Genomic DNA, 14,519 nt, shown 5'->3' on the forward strand with positions numbered 1-14,519 from the left:
GCGCGGAGGGCCGCGGCGGCGCACCGCTGCCCGCGAGCGCCTCGACCGCCAGGGTGGCGAGGGTGGCAAGGGCGGAGGCCGCCCGGCGCGACCCGCCGATGCGCACATCGACCAGCGGCGCGGGGCCGCGCCTGCGCGTGCGCCGACGCGGCGGCCTCAGCACGTCGCCGAGCAGCACCCCGAGCAGCCGGTTCGTGTCCATCGCCCCTCCCGCGCCGAACGCACCCGATGATTGGCACAAGCCGCGGCGGCGATGCCAGGGTCCTTCCCGCCGCCATCTTCGCCCGGCATGGCCGGCTTAAGGGTTCCTTCAGCCGGGTCGCGTCTGATGGCCGCAGGGTCGCATCGCATGAACGCATCGACAGCCACCAAGCCCGTTCCCGGGCCCCGCGAGATGATGCCGGCTCCGGCACGCCCGGACACGCGCGAACGGCTGCTCGCCTTCGCCTTCGCGCCCTCCGACCTGCTGGTGGAGGTCGACGAGAACGGGCTGATCACCTTTGCCGCCGGCGCCTTTCCGTCGCGCTACGGCCTCGCCCCGGCCGAGGCGGTGGGCACGGCGGTCGAACGTCTCATCGCGCCGGAGGATCGCGCCGCCATGCAGGCGGGGCTTGCGCATCTTGCCCTGAAGGGACGGCTCCGCCCGGTGGCCCTCCGCCTGGCCGACCGCCAGCAGAGCATCTGCGCCTTCGCCGGCCTTGCGATCGGCAACGCCGACTGCCAGCGCTTCTGCCTGACCTTCGGGCCTCTTGCCGCGCCGTTGCCGGAAACCGGCGCGCGCGCCAGCGACGCCGAGGGGTTCGGCCGGATCGCCGAGGCGCGCCTGCGCGACGCGGTCGCCGCCGGCCGACCGGCGCAGCTCGCCCTGCTTGAGGTCGAGGGGCTGGCCGAGGTCTCGGTCATGCTCGGCCGCGAGTCGCGCGAGGCGCTGCTCGACCGGATCAGCAGCACGATCGCCGATGCCGCGCCCGCCGGCACGCAGTCCGAGCTCGGCGGCGGGCGCTGGGCGCTCCTGCACGGCGGCGAGGCGAATGTCGAGACGATCTGCCGCGCGGTGGAGGCGCTCCTGCGCGAACGTGCGCCGGCGAGTTCGGCACCGCGCGTCACCGGCACCGAGCTCCGCCTCGCCGCCCCCGGCTTCAGCACGCTCCAGCAGGTGCGCGCGCTGCGGCTCGCGCTCGACCGCTTCGCCGCGGCCGGGCGCGCCGGGCTCGCCGCCGCCGGCTTCGCGAAGGGCTTCTCGAGCTTCCTCGGCACCCTGGCCGGCCAGGCCGAGTCGCTGCGCTCGCGCCTGCAGCGGCGCGGCTTCCGCCTCGCCTTCCAGCCGGTGGTGGCGCTTGCCGATCGCCGCCCGCACCACTTCGAGGCTCTGGTGCGGCCGCAGTCCGGCACGGGCGCGGCGGAAACCCCGCAGTCCTTCGTCACCCTGGTGGAGGCGGCCGGGCTGTCCGCCGAACTCGACCTTGCGGTGACCAAGCTCGCCTCCGATTCGATCCTGGCAACTCGTTCTACAGCCGTGGCCGTGAACGTCTCGGGCATGTCGATCCAGGACCCGTCGTTCCGAACCTCGCTGGAGCAGGCGCTGGACACGGCACCGGAGCTGCGCGGGCGGCTGCTGTTCGAGCTGACCGAGACCGCCGAGATCGACGACCTGAGCGCCGCGCGTGCCGCGATCGAGGCGCTGCGCGGACGCGGCTTCGCCGTCTGCCTCGACGACTTCGGCGCCGGCGCGGCCTCGCTGCGCCAGATCAAGCAGTTCGAGGTGGACTACGCCAAGATCGACGGCAGCTATATGCGTGGCGCCGAGACGCACCCGCGCGACCGCGAGCTGCTCGCGCAGATGGCCGATCTCTGCCGCGCGGTCGGCGCGCGCGTGATCGCCGAGCAGATCGAGACCGAGGCGCAGGCCGCGATCGCGATCGAGCTCGGCATCGAGTTCGGCCAGGGCAGCCTGTTCGGCAAGCCCGGACACCTGCCGGGACTGGTGGGGCGCTGAGCGCCCCGCCTGCGGGTGCACATCAGAACGGCGTGCGGGCGAGCCGCGGATCGGCGATGTCGACATAGCCGCGGCTGACGGCGCGCTCGAGCGCCTCGAAGGCCATGCGCGCCTCGTCATAGGCGGCGCGCAGCGTGCCGAGCCGGGCGATCTCCTCGGCCGAGACGGCGCCGCGCGTCTCGCGCCCCAGCGCGAGCGCGGTCGCGAGATACTCGGCGCGCAGCCGCGCCACCACGGTCGCGAGGCGGAGGAAGGAGTCGCGCGTGAGCTCCGGGATGCGCTGGCCGATCAGCGCGCGGTTGGCCTCGCGCACGCCGTGCTCGACCTCGTCCAGAAGCCGCTTCTGGGCGCGGTACCAGCCGGGATCGGTGTCGGCGATCGGGGGCATCGGACTCCTCCGCTGCCGAGCATGCAGCCGCGCGTGTTGAGGAAGGGTTAGCGGAACCGCTCCGCCTCCTCGTCGAGCGGCGCGCGCGGCAGGGCATCCGCCTCGCGCTCGGCGCGGGTGCGCGGCGGCGGCGGCACCCAGGGCCGGGCGCCGCGATGGGCACGGTCCGACACCAGGCGCGCGCCATCGCGGTCGAGCCACACCGCATGCGCGCCGTCGCGCCAGACCGAGAAGCGGTCGACCACCACCGAGCCCGCGCAGCGCGCCCGCACCGGCTCGGCGGAGACCACCACCGCCACCCGCCCGCACCAGCGCCAGGGCGGATCGCCGCGCAGCAGCACCGCAGCCGCCCTGCCCGCCTCGCCGATCACACAGGCGCCGGGCACGCAGTCGATCGCCGCGGCCGGGCGACCGCGCGCGGGCAGCGGGCGCATCGGCAGCCCGCCCGAGCGCTCGGTCCAGATGGCACGCACGAAGCGGCTCGCGCCCTGGAGGCTCTGCACGTGCAGCGCGTCCTCCGCCCGGATCGCGATCAACCGCGCGTCCGGCGCGACCAGGATGTCGGGCGGGCGGACCAGCCAGGGCGAGGCGAGGCCGATCGCCAGGACCGGCACGCCGGCAAGCCTGAGACGCGTGCGCCAGAGACAGAGCCAGCAGAGCCCGAACGCGCAGGCGGCGAGCCCCAAGCCCGGCATGGCCGGCAGCCCCGGCGCCGCGCCCGGCCAGGAGGCGACCTCGCGCGCGACCGCGAGGATCGCCTCGATGCCGAGCGCCATCGGCGCGAGCGCGACAACCTCCAGGCCGAACGGCATCAGCACCAGCGCGGCCATGCCCCAGGGCATCACCCAGACGGAGGCGACCGGCACCGCGAGCGCGTTCGCGGCGATGCCGTAGAGCTGGACGCGCTGGAAGTGGAAGGCGCCGAAGGGCGCGGTCGCGGCCGAGGCGACCAGGGAGGTGAAGGCGAGCGCGGCCACACCCCAGCCGGCGCGCGCGAGCCAGGTGCGGTCGCGCCGCGGCGCGAGCCAGGTGCCGCGCACCCCCTCCCATGCCGCGATCAGCGCCAGCACGGCGGCGAAGCTCATCTGGAAGGAGGGGCCGAGCACGGCCTCGGGCTGGAGCAGCAGCACCACGCAGGCCGCGAGGGCCAGCGCGCGCAATCCCACCCCGCTGCGGTCCAGCACCACGGCGAGCGCGACCAGCGCGGCCATGGCGATCGCGCGCTGCATCGGCACCTCGCTGCCGGTCAGCAGCATGTAGCCGAGCCCGAGCACTATGCCGGCGACCGCGGCGATCTTCTTCACGTGCAGATGCAGCAGCGCCCAGGGCCAGAGCCCGAGCGCCAACCGTACCGCGAGGAAGCCAAGCGCAGCGACGATGCCGACATGCAGCCCCGAGACCGAGAGCAGATGCGCGAGCCCCGAATCGCGGATGCGCGCGAGCTCGTGCTCCGGGATCGCCGCGCGCTGGCCGGTCAGCAGGGCCGCCGCCACCGCGCCCGCGGTGCCCGGGACGGCGGCGAGGGTGCGCGCCACCACCGCCTGGCGCAGCCGCGCCAGCGCGAGCGCGACCGAGGAGGCAGCGGCCGGACGCACCACCTCCGCAGGGCCGAGCGCGAAGCCCACGGCGCCCAGGCGCCCGAAGAAGGCGACGCGCTGGAAGTCGAAGGCGCCCGGTGCGGCGGGCGGGGCGGGCGGGCGCACCAGCGCACGCAGCCGCACGCGATCGCCCGGCGCCAGGGGTGTGGCGTCGCCGGCGGCGAGCCTGAGACGGATGTCGCGCCCCAGCACCGGCGCCTCCGCGCCGAGCCGCACCCCGGCGAGCCGGACGCGCCTGCCCTCCGCCAGCGCGTCCACACCGACGACCGTGCCCTCCGCGATCACCGCGCCGAAGGGGAGTTCGCGGATCGTCGGCGGCATCGCGGCCGTGCGCCACTGCGCCGCCGCGAACCCCGCCGCGACCGCCGCGAGCGCGATCGCCACGGGACCGATGCGGGCGGCGCGGCCGGCAACGGCAAGCGCGAGGGCGAGGACGAACCCCGCCATACCGGCCCAGAGCGGCGGTTCGGCGGCGAGCGCGAAGTACCACGCGACCCCCGCGCCCATCGCCACCGGCAACCAGAGCACCAGGCGCGGCCGCTCCGCCGCGGCGAGCACACCGAGCGCGAGGACGAGCCGCCGCCCCAGCCCCGCGCCGGCCTCCCTGCCGAACCGCGGGAGCGCGACGGTGCTCATGCGCGCGCAACCATGGCGCGCACTCTACAGCCGCCCCGGCCGCGTGCTAAGCGACGCCGCCCGGAGGATATCCCCATGTCCGTCGTCACCCGCTTCGCCCCCTCGCCGACCGGCTTCCTGCACATCGGCGGCGCGCGCACCGCGCTCTACAATTGGCTGTTCGCCCGCCGCCACGGCGGACGCTACCTCCTGCGCATCGAGGACACCGACACCGCACGCGAGGTGCCGGGCGCGGTCGAGCAGATCATCGAGAGCCTGACTTGGCTCGGCATCCCGCCCGACGAGCCGCCCGTCTCGCAGCGGTCCCGCCAGGAACGCCACGCCGAGGTGGCGCGCCAGCTCGTGGCCCAGGGGCGCGCCTACTACGCCTACGAGACGGCCGAGGAGCTCCAGGCGATGCGCGAGCGCGCGCTCGCCGAGGGCCGGCCGCCGCGCTACGACGGCGCCTGGCGCGACCGCGATCCGGCCGAGGCGCCGCCCGGTGTCGCCGGGGCGATCCGCCTGAAGGCGCCGCGCGAGGGCGAGACGGTGGTCGAGGATCGTGTCCAGGGGACGGTCCGGGTGGCGAACGCCGAACTCGACGACATGATCATCCTGCGCTCGGACGGACGGCCGACCTATCTCCACGCCGTGGTGGTGGACGACCACGACATGGGCATCACCCACGTGATCCGCGGCGACGACCACCTGACCAACACCTTCCGCCAGTGCCAGATCTACGACGCGATGGGCTGGCCGCGGCCGGTCTTCGCGCACATCCCGCTGATCCACGGCCAGGACGGGGCGAAGCTCTCGAAGCGGCACGGCGCGGTCTCCGTGCTCGACTTCCGCGACCAGGGCTACCTGCCGGAGGCGGTGGCGAACTACCTGCTGCGCCTCGGCTGGGGCTATGGCGACATCGAGGTGATCGCGATGGAGGAGGCGGCGCGGATCTTCGACCTCGCCGATGTCGGGCGGGCGGCTGCGCGCTTCGACTACCAGAAGCTCGCGCATCTGAACGGGATCTGGCTGCGCCGCGCCGATGATGACCGGCTGACGAGGCTGGTGCTGGAGCGGCTTGCGCGCCGGACCGAGGGGGCGGTCGGCGCGGTCGCGGCCGAGCGCATCACGAGGCTGATGCCGGGGCTGAAGGAGCGCGCGCGCACCCTTGAGGATCTCACTGATTCTGCGGCATTCCTTGCGCGCACTGTCCCCCTGCCCTTCGAGCCCAAGGCTGCGGCGCTGTTGACGCCGGAGGCGCGGATCGCCCTGCGCGAGCTCGCCCGCGCATGGGACGGGGTGGCGTGGGAACCGGCGGCGCTGGAGGCGGCCACGCGGGCCCATGCCGAGGCGCGATCGATGAAGCTCAAGGACCTCGCGATGCCGCTGCGTGCGGCGCTGACAGGCTCGACCACCTCGCCGCCGGTGTTCGACGTCGCCGCCGCGCTCGGGCGCACGGAGACGCTCGCCCGCATCGCCGCCGTCACCGGCTGAGGCGGCGACGATGGCGCGCGGCCTTCCCTTCCCGGCGTTCTGGCTCGGGCTCGGCGGGATCGTGCCCTTCGCGGCCTGCGGGGCCGCCCTTCTCCTCGGCCCGGAGGGCTGGCGCGGCCTCGCGCTGGCGGCGCTGATCGCCTATGGCGCGGTGATCCTCGCCTTCCTCGGCGCGGTGCACTGGGGCTTGGCCCTCGCCGCCACCGCGGAGGCCGAGACGCGGCATGCGCGGACACGCCTCACGCTCGGCGTGGTGCCGGCCCTGATCGGGTGGGGCGCGCTGCTGCTGCCGCCCTGGGCAGGACTGACCGTGCTGATCTGCGGCTTCCTCGCGGTCTGGGCGACCGAGGAAGGGGCTTCGCGTGAGGGGCTGGTGCCCGCGCGCTATCTCTGGCTGCGGCGGCTGCTCACCCTCGCCGTCGTGGTGATCCTCTCGGCCACGCTGACGGGTGTTCTGATCGGCTGAATCCCCTGCATACGCACGCGGGGATTGATTCCGGCCCTTCCCTTAACGTCTCATTAACCATCGCGGCGTCGCGCGGAGGGGAGCGATGGACGAGATCGACAGGGGCCGGGTGATCCCGTTCCCCATGGCGCGGGCGCGCAGGCCTGCCGTCGAAGCTGCCGGGCAGGAGCGGCTCGCTGCTGCGCTTGCTTCGCTCGAGGCGGCACTGGCGGTGCAGCGTGCCGCCATGGCCGGGTTCCGCGACAGCCTCGGCGCGCTCAGCGCCGCGGTCGGCGCACTGGAGTCGGGCGTGGTCGGCTATGCCGACAGGCTGGCGACGCTGAAGCGCGAAGTGGACGGGGTGAACGGCACGGCCCGTGCGCTCGAGGCCTGGGCGGACGGAGTGCTCGCAGGCGCCCGCTGAACCAGGGCTACAGCTCCTCGACCCGCACCACCCCTGGCAGCGCCGCGATCGCGGGCACGAGCGCGGGCGAGATCGCGAAGCCGCCCGGCAGGGCGACCTCGATCTCCTGCCCTGTCGGCAGGCGCGGCGTCAGGATCACCCGCCCCTTGCCGCGCCCGGCTTGGCTCAGCATCGCCTTGATCGGCGCGATCGCCGCGGTGTCCTCGAGCCAGGCCTTCAGCCCGGTGCCCGCCGCGGCCACGGCCGGATCGAGCCTCTCGACGTCCACCGCGGTCAGCCGGATCGTCTCCCCCTCGGCACGCGCATCGACCGTCACCAGCAGCCGCTCGCCGGCCGCCAGCAGCGGGCGGACACGGTTCAGCACCTCGCTGAACAGGGTCACCTCGTAGCTGCCGGCGGCGTCGGAGAGCCTGAGCCAGCACATCTTCGCACCCGACCGGGTCGGCCGCTCCTTCGCCGCCACCACCGAGCCCGCGAGCTTGAGCCGCCCCGCCCCCTGGGCGACGCGCGCCTCGATCGCCGAGGAGCGCACCACGCCGAGCCGGCGCAGCGCCGCCGCATAGGCTTCGAGCGGGTGCTTCGTCAGGTGGAACCCGACCGCCTCGCCCTCGTGCGCGAGGCGCTCCATGATCGGCCAGTCGGGCACGTCCGGCAGGCGCAAGGGCTCGGGCCCGTTGCCGCCGAACAGGCCGATCTGGTGGCTCGCGCGGTCCTCGGCCGCGGCGGCGGCGCGGCGGACGATCGCCTCCGCGCCCTCGGCGACGCGGCGGCGGTTCGGCTCGAGGCTGTCGAAGGCGCCAGCCCGGGCGAGATACTCGATCTGCAGGCGGTTGACGTGGCGCGGATCGATGCGTGCGGCGAAGTCGGCGATCGAGCGGAACGGCCCGCCACGCCGGCGCTCCTCGACCACGCCCTGCATCGCCGCGAGCCCGACCTTCTTCACCGCCGCGAGCGCGTAGCGGATGCGCAACGCGCCGTCTGCGCCGCGCTCGATCTGGAAGTCGGCATCCGAGGCGTTCACGTCCGGCGGCAGCACCTCGATCCCCATGCGCTCGGCCTCGGCCTTCAGGCCCGCGAGCTTGTCGGTGTTGGCGATCGCGAGCGACATCGAGGCCGCAAGGAACGCCACCGGGTGGTTCGCCTTCACCCACGCGGTCTGGTAGGCGACCAGCGCATAGGCCGCGGCGTGGCTCTTGTTGAAGCCGTAATCGGCGAAGCGCGCCATCAGGTCGAAGATCTCGGCCGCCTTGGCGGGCTCGATGCCGCGCGCGATCGCGCCCTCGGTGAAGATCGCGCGCTGCTTCTCCATCTCGGCGCGGATCTTCTTGCCCATCGCACGACGCAGGAGATCGGCGCCGCCGAGCGAGTAGCCCGCCAGCACCTGCGCGATCTGCATCACCTGCTCCTGGTAGACCATGATGCCGTAGGTCTCGGCCAGGATGTCGCGGATCGCCGGATGGGGCGCCTCCCAGGCCTCGCCGTGCTTGCGTGCGCAGTAGGCTGGGATGTTCGCCATCGGCCCGGGCCGGTAGAGCGCGACCGCCGCGATCAGGTCCTCGAACCGGTCGGGGCGCATCTGGCGCAGGACGTCGCGCATCCCCTGGCTCTCGAACTGGAACACGCCGGCGGCGTCGCCGCGCTGCAGCATCGCGAAGGTGCGCGCATCGTCGAGCGGCAGCCGGTCGAGATCAACCTCGATGCCGAGGCCCCGCAGCAGGTCCTGCGCGCGCCTCAGGATGGTCAGCGTGGTGAGACCGAGGAAGTCGAACTTGACCAGCCCCGCCTGCTCGACATGCTTCATGGAATACTGCGTCACCAGCATGTCCGAGCGCGGATCGCGGTAGAGCGGGATGAGCTCGATCAGCGGCCGATCGCCGATCACGATGCCCGCCGCATGGGTCGAGGCGTGCCGGTAGAGCCCTTCGAGCTGCAGCGCGATCTCGACCAGCCGCGCGATCTGTTCGTCCTGATCGATCATCGCGCGCAGCATCGGGTCGCCCTCGATCGCCTGGGCGAGGGTCACGGGCTTGGCGGGGTTGTTCGGGATCAGCTCGGCGAGCTTGTTGACGAGGCCGAAGGGCAGGCCGAGCACGCGGCCGACATCGCGCACCACCGCGCGCGCCTGCAGCTTGCCGAAGGTGATGATCTGCGCGACGCGGTCGGCGCCGTATTCGCGCCGCACATAGGCGATCACCTCGTCGCGCCGGTCCTGGCAGAAATCGATGTCGAAATCCGGCATCGAGACGCGCTCGGGGTTGAGGAAGCGCTCGAACAGGAGACCGAAACGCAGCGGATCGAGATCGGTGATCGCCAGCGCCCAGGCCGCGACCGACCCAGCCCCCGACCCGCGCCCCGGGCCGACGGGAATGCCCTGCGCCTTCGCCCACTGGATGAAGTCGGCGACGATCAGGAAGTAGCCGGCGAAGCCCATCGTCTCGATCACCGAGAGTTCGTAGTCGAGCCGCTCGCGATATGGTGCCGCCTCCCTCTCGTCCAGGCCGAGCGCGGCGAGCCGGCGCGCAAGGCCCGCCTCGGCCATCGCGCGCACGGTCTCGGCCTCGCTGCGTCCCGGCGGTACCTTGGGGCTGACCGGCAGCAGCGGGGAGCGCGGGCGCGCCATCACCGCGCATCGCCGCGCGAGGGCGAGGGTGTTGTCGCAGGCTTCCGGCAGATCGGCGAAGGCCGCGCGCATCGCCGCCTCGTCCTTGAACCAGTGCTCCGGCGTGACGCGCCGTCGATCCTCCTCGGAGAGCAGCCGGCGGTCGGCGATGCAGAGCAGCGCGTCATGCGCCTCGTGCATCGCGGGAGCGGCGAAGAAGCAGTCGTTGGTGGCGACGATCGGCAGACCGAGCGCGTCCGCGAGCGCGAGCATCGCCGGCTCGACCAGGCGCTCCTCGGCGACGCCGTGCCGGTGCAGCTCGACGCAGAGCCGGTCGCCGAAGCGCTGCGCAAGACGCTCGAGCCAGCGACGCGCCGCGTCCTCCTGCCCGTCCAGCAGGAGTTGCGCGAGCGGACCGCGCGTGCCGCCGGTGAGCAGGATCAGCCCCTCGGCATGGTCGGCGAGCGTGGCGGGCGGCACATGCGGCGGCGCCCCCGGGGCGGGGTCGAGATGCGCGCGCGAGGCGAGCCGCATCAGGTTGGCGAGCCCGGTGTCGTCCTTCGCCAGCAGCACCACCGGATCGGTGCACGGCGTCGCCGCCTCGCCCGCCTCGCGCGCGACCGCGAGCTCGATGCCGAGGATCGGCTGCACGCCGACCTTCACGCAGGCGGAGGAGAACTCGAGCGCGCCGAACAGGTTGTTGGTGTCGGTCAGTGCCACCGCCGGCATGCCCGCCTGGGCGGCCAGCCCCGGCAGCGTCTCGAGCTTGATCGCGCCCTCCGACAGCGAGTAGGCGGAGTGCACGCGCAGATGGACGAAGCCCATCAGTCGGGATCGGCGATGGGCGTGCGGCAGCGCACCAGTCCCGCCGCCGTCCAGACGAGCACGGTCTCGCCGCGCTGGTTGAAGGTCTCGACCCGCTGGCGGACGATGCCGCGATCGGGCTTGGAGCGCGATCGCCGCGTCTCCAGCACGGTCGCGCGGCAGCGCAGCCGGTCGCCCGGACGGACGGGAGCGGGCCAGCGCAGCTCGTCGAGCCCCGGCGAGCCGAGCCCGTGGCGCGACAGCGCGTGATCGACCAGCATGCGCATGGTGAGCGCGGCGGTGTGCCAGCCCGAGGCGATCAGTCCGCCATAGGGGGTCGCGCGCCCGCCCTCCTCGCTCAGATGGAACGACCGCGGATCGTAGGCGCGGGCGAAGGCGATGATCTCCTCGGCGGTGACGGTGCGGTCGCCGAACTCGACCGCGTCTCCCTCGCGGTAGTCCTCGAAGAAGCGCTCGCGCGGGTCCATCACAGCCTCAGGCGGGCTTCCGCTCGATCAGCTCGATCTTGTAGCCGTCCGGATCCTCGATGAAGGCGATCACGGTGGTGCCGAACTTCACCGGCCCCGGCTCGCGCGTCACCTTGCCGCCGCCCGCGCGCACCTTCTCGACGGCGGCCTTGATGTCGGGCACGCCGATCGCGAGATGGCCGAAGCCGGTGCCGAGCTCGTATCTGTCCACGCCATAGTTGTAGGTGAGCTCGATCACGGCGTCGGAGGATTCGTCGCCGTAGCCGACAAAGGCGAGCGTGTACTTGCCCTCCGGCACGTCACGCCGGCGCAGCTCCTTCATGCCGAGAAGCTTGGTGTAGAAGTTCACGCTGCGGTCGAGGTCGCCGACCCGGATCATGGTGTGCAGGAAGCGGCCTTCGCTCATGGGGTTCCTCCTCGGATGACAGGCGCAGGTTAGGCGCCGCCGCTCAGGGCGTGAAGCGGCGCGCGACCAGAAAGAGCCCGCGCGCATCGGCGGCCGCAATGGTCGCCGCGCGCTCGGGCATCAGCGTGCGCCCGGCCTCCACCGCGATGCCGACGAGCCCGGCGGCGGCGGCCCCCTCGACGGTGCGCACGCCGATCGTCGGCAGATCCGCGCGCAGTTCCTGCCCCGGCTTGGCGCGCTTGACCAGCACGCCGCCGGGGCCGTCGCGGCGTAGCGCCGCGCAGCGCGCGAGCAGCGCGTCCGTGCCCTCGATCGCCTCGACGCCGAGCACCAGCCCCTGCTGCACGACGACCGCCTGGCCGACATCCGCCTCGCCGAGCAGGCGGCAGACAGCGGCGCCGCGCAGGATGTCGGTCTCGTCCGCGGCGGAGGGTGCGCGCGCGGTCAGCACGCCCTCGGGGGCGGTGAGGCCGGCCATCACGTCGTGCACGCCGTGCACGCGGAATCCCTCCTCCTCGAGCACGCGCACGATCGCGGCAAGCAGCCCGTCATCGCCCGCGAAGGCGGCGCGGCCGATGCGGGCGATCAGCCGCGCGCCCTCGGCGTCGGGCATCAGCGTGAGCAGCGAGGGACGGCGCACCGTGCCGACCAGCACGAGATCGGTCACGCCGTGCGCGCGCAGATGGGCAAGCCCAGCCCCCACGGCGCCGAGGCGGATGCCGGCGTGCGGGAACGGCGCGAGCGCGGCGCGGTCGGCATGGCCGTCGAGCGCCAGCACGAAGATCGGGCGGCCGGTGGCGGCGACCGCGGCGGCGAGCTGCGCCGGCACGGGCCCGCCGCCGGCGATGATTCCGAGCGTGCCCTGGCGCACCGGTCAGGCGGCGGTCTCGACCGCCCCGTTCGCCTCGGCCTCGTCGTCGAGATCGAGCTCGGCCGGGCCGGCGGCGCGGCAGAGCGGTCGCTTCCCGCCCATGCGCATGAATGCGATCACCTCCTGAACGAGCGCGTCGCCGGCATGGCGGCGGGCGGCCTCGGCCACGCGCAGCGCGAAGGTTCCGTTCTCATCACGGAAGAGGAGCCGGAAGGCGGCGCGCAGGGCGTTGATCTCGGCGCGCGCGAAGCCGCGCCGCTTCAGTCCGACGAGGTTGAGGCCCGTGAGCCGCGCGCGGTTGCCCATGACCAGGCCGAAGGGGATCACGTCGCCTTCCACCCCGCTCATGCCGCCGACGGCGGCGTTGCGGCCGATGCGCACGAACTGGTGGATCGCCGCCCCGCCGCCGATATAGGCGTTGTCGCCCACCTTGGCGTGGCCGCCGAACATCACGTTGTTGGCGACGATCACGCCGTCGCCGAGCTCGCAGTCATGCGCGACATGGGCGACGCACATGATCATGCAATCGGCGCCGATCCGGGTCAGCCCGCCGCCGACGCTGCCGCGATGGATGGTCGCGTGCTCGCGCACCAGCGTGCGCGCGCCGATCTCCACCCGCGTCGGTTCGCCCCTGTACTTCAGGTCCTGCGGCGGCAGGCCGATCGTGGCGAAGGGCATCACGCGCACGCCGGGGCCAAGCGTGGTGTGGCCCTCGATCACGACATGCGCACCGATCTCGACGCCCTCCTCGAGCGCGACATCGGGACCGATCACCGAGAACGGCCCGACCCGCACGCTCCCGGCAAGCCGCGCGCCGGGCGCGACCTGCGCCGTGGCATGGATCTCGGGCATCGGCTCAGCGGTCCAGGATCATCGCGGCAAAGGTCGACTCGGCGACGACCTGGCCGTCGACCTTCGCCTCGGCGGAGAACTTCCACACATTGCCGCGGTTGCGGTCCTTGCGCACATGGATGCGCATCTGGTCGCCCGGCACCACGGGACGGCGGAACTTCGCGTTCTCGACCATCATGAAGTAGACGAGCTTGCCGGCGGCCTCCTCCCCCAGGGTCTCGACCACCAGCACCGCCGCGGTCTGCGCCATCGCCTCGATGATCAGCACGCCCGGCATCACCGGATGGGCGGGAAAGTGACCCTGGAAGTAGTGCTCGTTGATCGACACGTTCTTGATGCCGATCGCGCTCTCGTTCGGCACCACGTCCACCACCCGGTCGACCAGGAGGAAGGGGAAGCGGTGCGGGATCGCGTGCATGATGCGCGCGATGTCCAGCGCCTCGACCCGCCGTGTCCCGATCTTCGGCGCCGCCGTCGCGGTCGCGTCCGTGCCGTCCATCGTCATTCCGCCCTGCGTCGCCCCTCGCGCGCCGCCCGGTAGAGTGTGGCCACGGCGCGCCAGAACTCGCGCGCGGGGCGGGCCGGACTGCCGAGCACGTCGGTCCGGGCCGGCACGTCCTCCATCACCCCGGCCTGGGCGCCGATGCGCGCCTGGCGGCCGATCCGCAGATGCCCCGTCACGCCGGCCTGAGCCGCGACGACCACGCCATCGCCCAAGGTTGTCGATCCGGAAATGCCCGACTGGGCCACGACCACACAACACCGACCGAGGCGGACGTTGTGCCCGATCTGCACCAGGTTGTCCATGCGCGTGCCGGATGCCACCACCGTGTCGGCGGCGGAGCCGCGGTCGATCGTGCTGTTGGCGCCGATCTCGACATCGTCGCCGATCAGCACCCGGCCGAGCTGCGGCACGGTGACGAACCCGCCCGGCCCCTCGGCGAAGCCGAACCCCTCCTGGCCGACCTTGGCACCGGGGTGCAGCACCACCCGGTCGCCGGCAATGCAGTGGCTGAGCACCGCTCCGGCGCCGATCCGGCAGTCGCGGCCCAGCACCACCCCCTCGCCCACCACCGCGAGCGGGCCGATCACGCTGCCTGCACCGATCACCGCCCGCGCGCCGATGATCGCGCCGGGCCCGACCGCGACGCCGGCACCGAGGATCGCCTCCGTCGCGACCGTGGCGGAGGGGTGGATGCCGGGCCGCACGGGCGGGGGCGGATGGAACAGGGCGGCGACCCGCGCCCAGGCGAGATAGGGCCGCTCGCTCAGGAGCAGCGCCGTGCCGGGGGGCGCCTCGGCCGCGAGCGCGGGGGCCAGGATGCAGGCGCCCGCGCGCGACTGTCTGAGCGCCGGCAGGTAGCGGCGATTGTCGAGGAAGGCGATCCGGTCCGGGCCTGCCGCCTGCAGCGGCGCGATCCCCGCGATCGATCGGGCGGGGTCTGCGCCCTCGCCGAGCCGGGCCTGCGCCGCCTCGGCAAGCCGCGCGAGCGGGAACGGGCCGGCGCCCGGGAAGAACCGGGGATCGCCGGTCACGGC

Annotated in this window: 14 protein-coding genes; 4 read left to right on the forward strand and 10 right to left on the reverse strand. The window is 73.6% G+C overall.

Annotated features, from left to right (window positions below; all coding sequences use genetic code 11):
- Window positions 1–202 (reverse strand): hypothetical protein (locus tag FK498_RS07515; protein ID WP_141853165.1); only part of this gene is annotated, 202 nt, incomplete at its 3' end.
- Window positions 203–349: 147 nt separating this feature from the next.
- Here FK498_RS07515 and FK498_RS07520 point away from each other — a divergent pair.
- Window positions 350–1,996, forward strand: a complete 1,647-nt coding sequence (locus FK498_RS07520) for an EAL domain-containing protein (protein WP_161988347.1) — start codon at window positions 350–352, stop codon at window positions 1,994–1,996.
- 22 nt (window positions 1,997–2,018) lie between these two features.
- On the opposite strand, the gene FK498_RS07525 is transcribed toward FK498_RS07520, so the two are convergent.
- A complete protein-coding gene (locus FK498_RS07525) occupies window positions 2,019–2,384 on the reverse strand; it encodes a hypothetical protein (protein ID WP_141853169.1) in 366 nt (121 codons plus the stop codon).
- Window positions 2,385–2,431: 47 nt separating this feature from the next.
- The gene (locus FK498_RS07530; RefSeq protein WP_141853171.1) at window positions 2,432–4,618 is read right to left on the reverse strand and encodes a ComEC/Rec2 family competence protein; all 2,187 of its coding nucleotides are present in this window, start codon (window positions 4,616–4,618) and stop codon (window positions 2,432–2,434) included.
- 75 nt (window positions 4,619–4,693) lie between these two features.
- Here FK498_RS07530 and gltX point away from each other — a divergent pair, with 75 nt between their 5' ends.
- The 3 genes from gltX (at window position 4,694) to FK498_RS07545 (ending at window position 6,960) form a co-directional block, all read left to right on the forward strand.
- The gene (gene gltX, locus FK498_RS07535; protein WP_141853173.1) at window positions 4,694–6,091 is read left to right on the forward strand and encodes a glutamate--tRNA ligase; all 1,398 of its coding nucleotides are present in this window, start codon (window positions 4,694–4,696) and stop codon (window positions 6,089–6,091) included.
- Between the two features lie 10 nt (window positions 6,092–6,101).
- Entirely contained in the window at window positions 6,102–6,557 is a 456-nt protein-coding gene (locus FK498_RS07540; protein WP_141853175.1) for a DUF3429 domain-containing protein, read from the forward strand.
- Window positions 6,558–6,642: 85 nt separating this feature from the next.
- Window positions 6,643–6,960, forward strand: a complete 318-nt coding sequence (locus FK498_RS07545) for a hypothetical protein (RefSeq protein WP_141853177.1) — start codon at window positions 6,643–6,645, stop codon at window positions 6,958–6,960.
- A 7-nt stretch (window positions 6,961–6,967) separates the two neighbouring features.
- Here FK498_RS07545 and dnaE read toward each other — a convergent pair whose 3' ends face one another.
- From dnaE to lpxD, 7 genes are read right to left on the reverse strand one after another with little or no spacing between them, the layout of a single operon-like run.
- Window positions 6,968–10,384 (reverse strand): DNA polymerase III subunit alpha, encoded by a 3,417-nt coding sequence (gene dnaE, locus FK498_RS07550; protein WP_141853179.1) that lies wholly within the window; start codon window positions 10,382–10,384, stop codon window positions 6,968–6,970.
- Window positions 10,384–10,851 carry a MaoC family dehydratase gene (locus tag FK498_RS07555; RefSeq protein ID WP_141853181.1) on the reverse strand — a complete coding sequence of 156 codons (468 nt, stop codon included), beginning with the start codon at window positions 10,849–10,851 and terminating at the stop codon, window positions 10,384–10,386. The genes dnaE and FK498_RS07555 overlap by 1 nt, the downstream gene beginning before the upstream one ends.
- 7 nt (window positions 10,852–10,858) lie before the next feature.
- Entirely contained in the window at window positions 10,859–11,257 is a 399-nt protein-coding gene (gene gloA, locus FK498_RS07560) for a lactoylglutathione lyase (protein WP_141853183.1), read from the reverse strand.
- A 43-nt stretch (window positions 11,258–11,300) separates the two neighbouring features.
- Complete coding sequence (locus FK498_RS07565; RefSeq protein WP_141853184.1) at window positions 11,301–12,128, reverse strand: LpxI family protein; 828 nt, start codon at window positions 12,126–12,128, stop codon at window positions 11,301–11,303.
- Between the two features lie 3 nt (window positions 12,129–12,131).
- Complete coding sequence (gene lpxA / locus FK498_RS07570) at window positions 12,132–12,980, reverse strand: acyl-ACP--UDP-N-acetylglucosamine O-acyltransferase (protein ID WP_141853186.1); 849 nt, start codon at window positions 12,978–12,980, stop codon at window positions 12,132–12,134.
- Window positions 12,981–12,984: 4 nt separating this feature from the next.
- A complete protein-coding gene (gene fabZ, locus FK498_RS07575) occupies window positions 12,985–13,479 on the reverse strand; it encodes a 3-hydroxyacyl-ACP dehydratase FabZ (protein WP_141853189.1) in 495 nt (164 codons plus the stop codon).
- Window positions 13,480–13,481: 2 nt separating this feature from the next.
- Window positions 13,482–14,516 carry a UDP-3-O-(3-hydroxymyristoyl)glucosamine N-acyltransferase gene (gene lpxD, locus FK498_RS07580; protein WP_141853191.1) on the reverse strand — a complete coding sequence of 345 codons (1,035 nt, stop codon included), beginning with the start codon at window positions 14,514–14,516 and terminating at the stop codon, window positions 13,482–13,484.
- Window positions 14,517–14,519 lie beyond the last annotated feature (3 nt).

The organism is Elioraea sp. Yellowstone, from assembly GCF_006704265.1.
Lineage (GTDB): Bacteria > Pseudomonadota > Alphaproteobacteria > Acetobacterales > Acetobacteraceae > Elioraea.

Excerpts from the sequence above, each read along its gene's own strand:
- FK498_RS07520 (WP_161988347.1), top strand. The coding sequence starts at position 350 with ATGAACGCATCGACAGCCACCAAGCCCGTTCCCGGGCCCCGCGAGATG.
- FK498_RS07525 (WP_141853169.1), bottom strand. The coding sequence starts at position 2,384 with ATGCCCCCGATCGCCGACACCGATCCCGGCTGGTACCGCGCCCAGAAG.
- FK498_RS07530 (WP_141853171.1), bottom strand. The coding sequence starts at position 4,618 with ATGAGCACCGTCGCGCTCCCGCGGTTCGGCAGGGAGGCCGGCGCGGGG.
- gltX (WP_141853173.1), top strand. The coding sequence starts at position 4,694 with ATGTCCGTCGTCACCCGCTTCGCCCCCTCGCCGACCGGCTTCCTGCAC.
- FK498_RS07540 (WP_141853175.1), top strand. The coding sequence starts at position 6,102 with ATGGCGCGCGGCCTTCCCTTCCCGGCGTTCTGGCTCGGGCTCGGCGGG.
- FK498_RS07545 (WP_141853177.1), top strand. The coding sequence starts at position 6,643 with ATGGACGAGATCGACAGGGGCCGGGTGATCCCGTTCCCCATGGCGCGG.
- dnaE (WP_141853179.1), bottom strand. The coding sequence starts at position 10,384 with ATGGGCTTCGTCCATCTGCGCGTGCACTCCGCCTACTCGCTGTCGGAG.
- FK498_RS07555 (WP_141853181.1), bottom strand. The coding sequence starts at position 10,851 with ATGGACCCGCGCGAGCGCTTCTTCGAGGACTACCGCGAGGGAGACGCG.
- gloA (WP_141853183.1), bottom strand. The coding sequence starts at position 11,257 with ATGAGCGAAGGCCGCTTCCTGCACACCATGATCCGGGTCGGCGACCTC.
- lpxA (WP_141853186.1), bottom strand. The coding sequence starts at position 12,980 with ATGCCCGAGATCCATGCCACGGCGCAGGTCGCGCCCGGCGCGCGGCTT.
- fabZ (WP_141853189.1), bottom strand. The coding sequence starts at position 13,479 with ATGGACGGCACGGACGCGACCGCGACGGCGGCGCCGAAGATCGGGACA.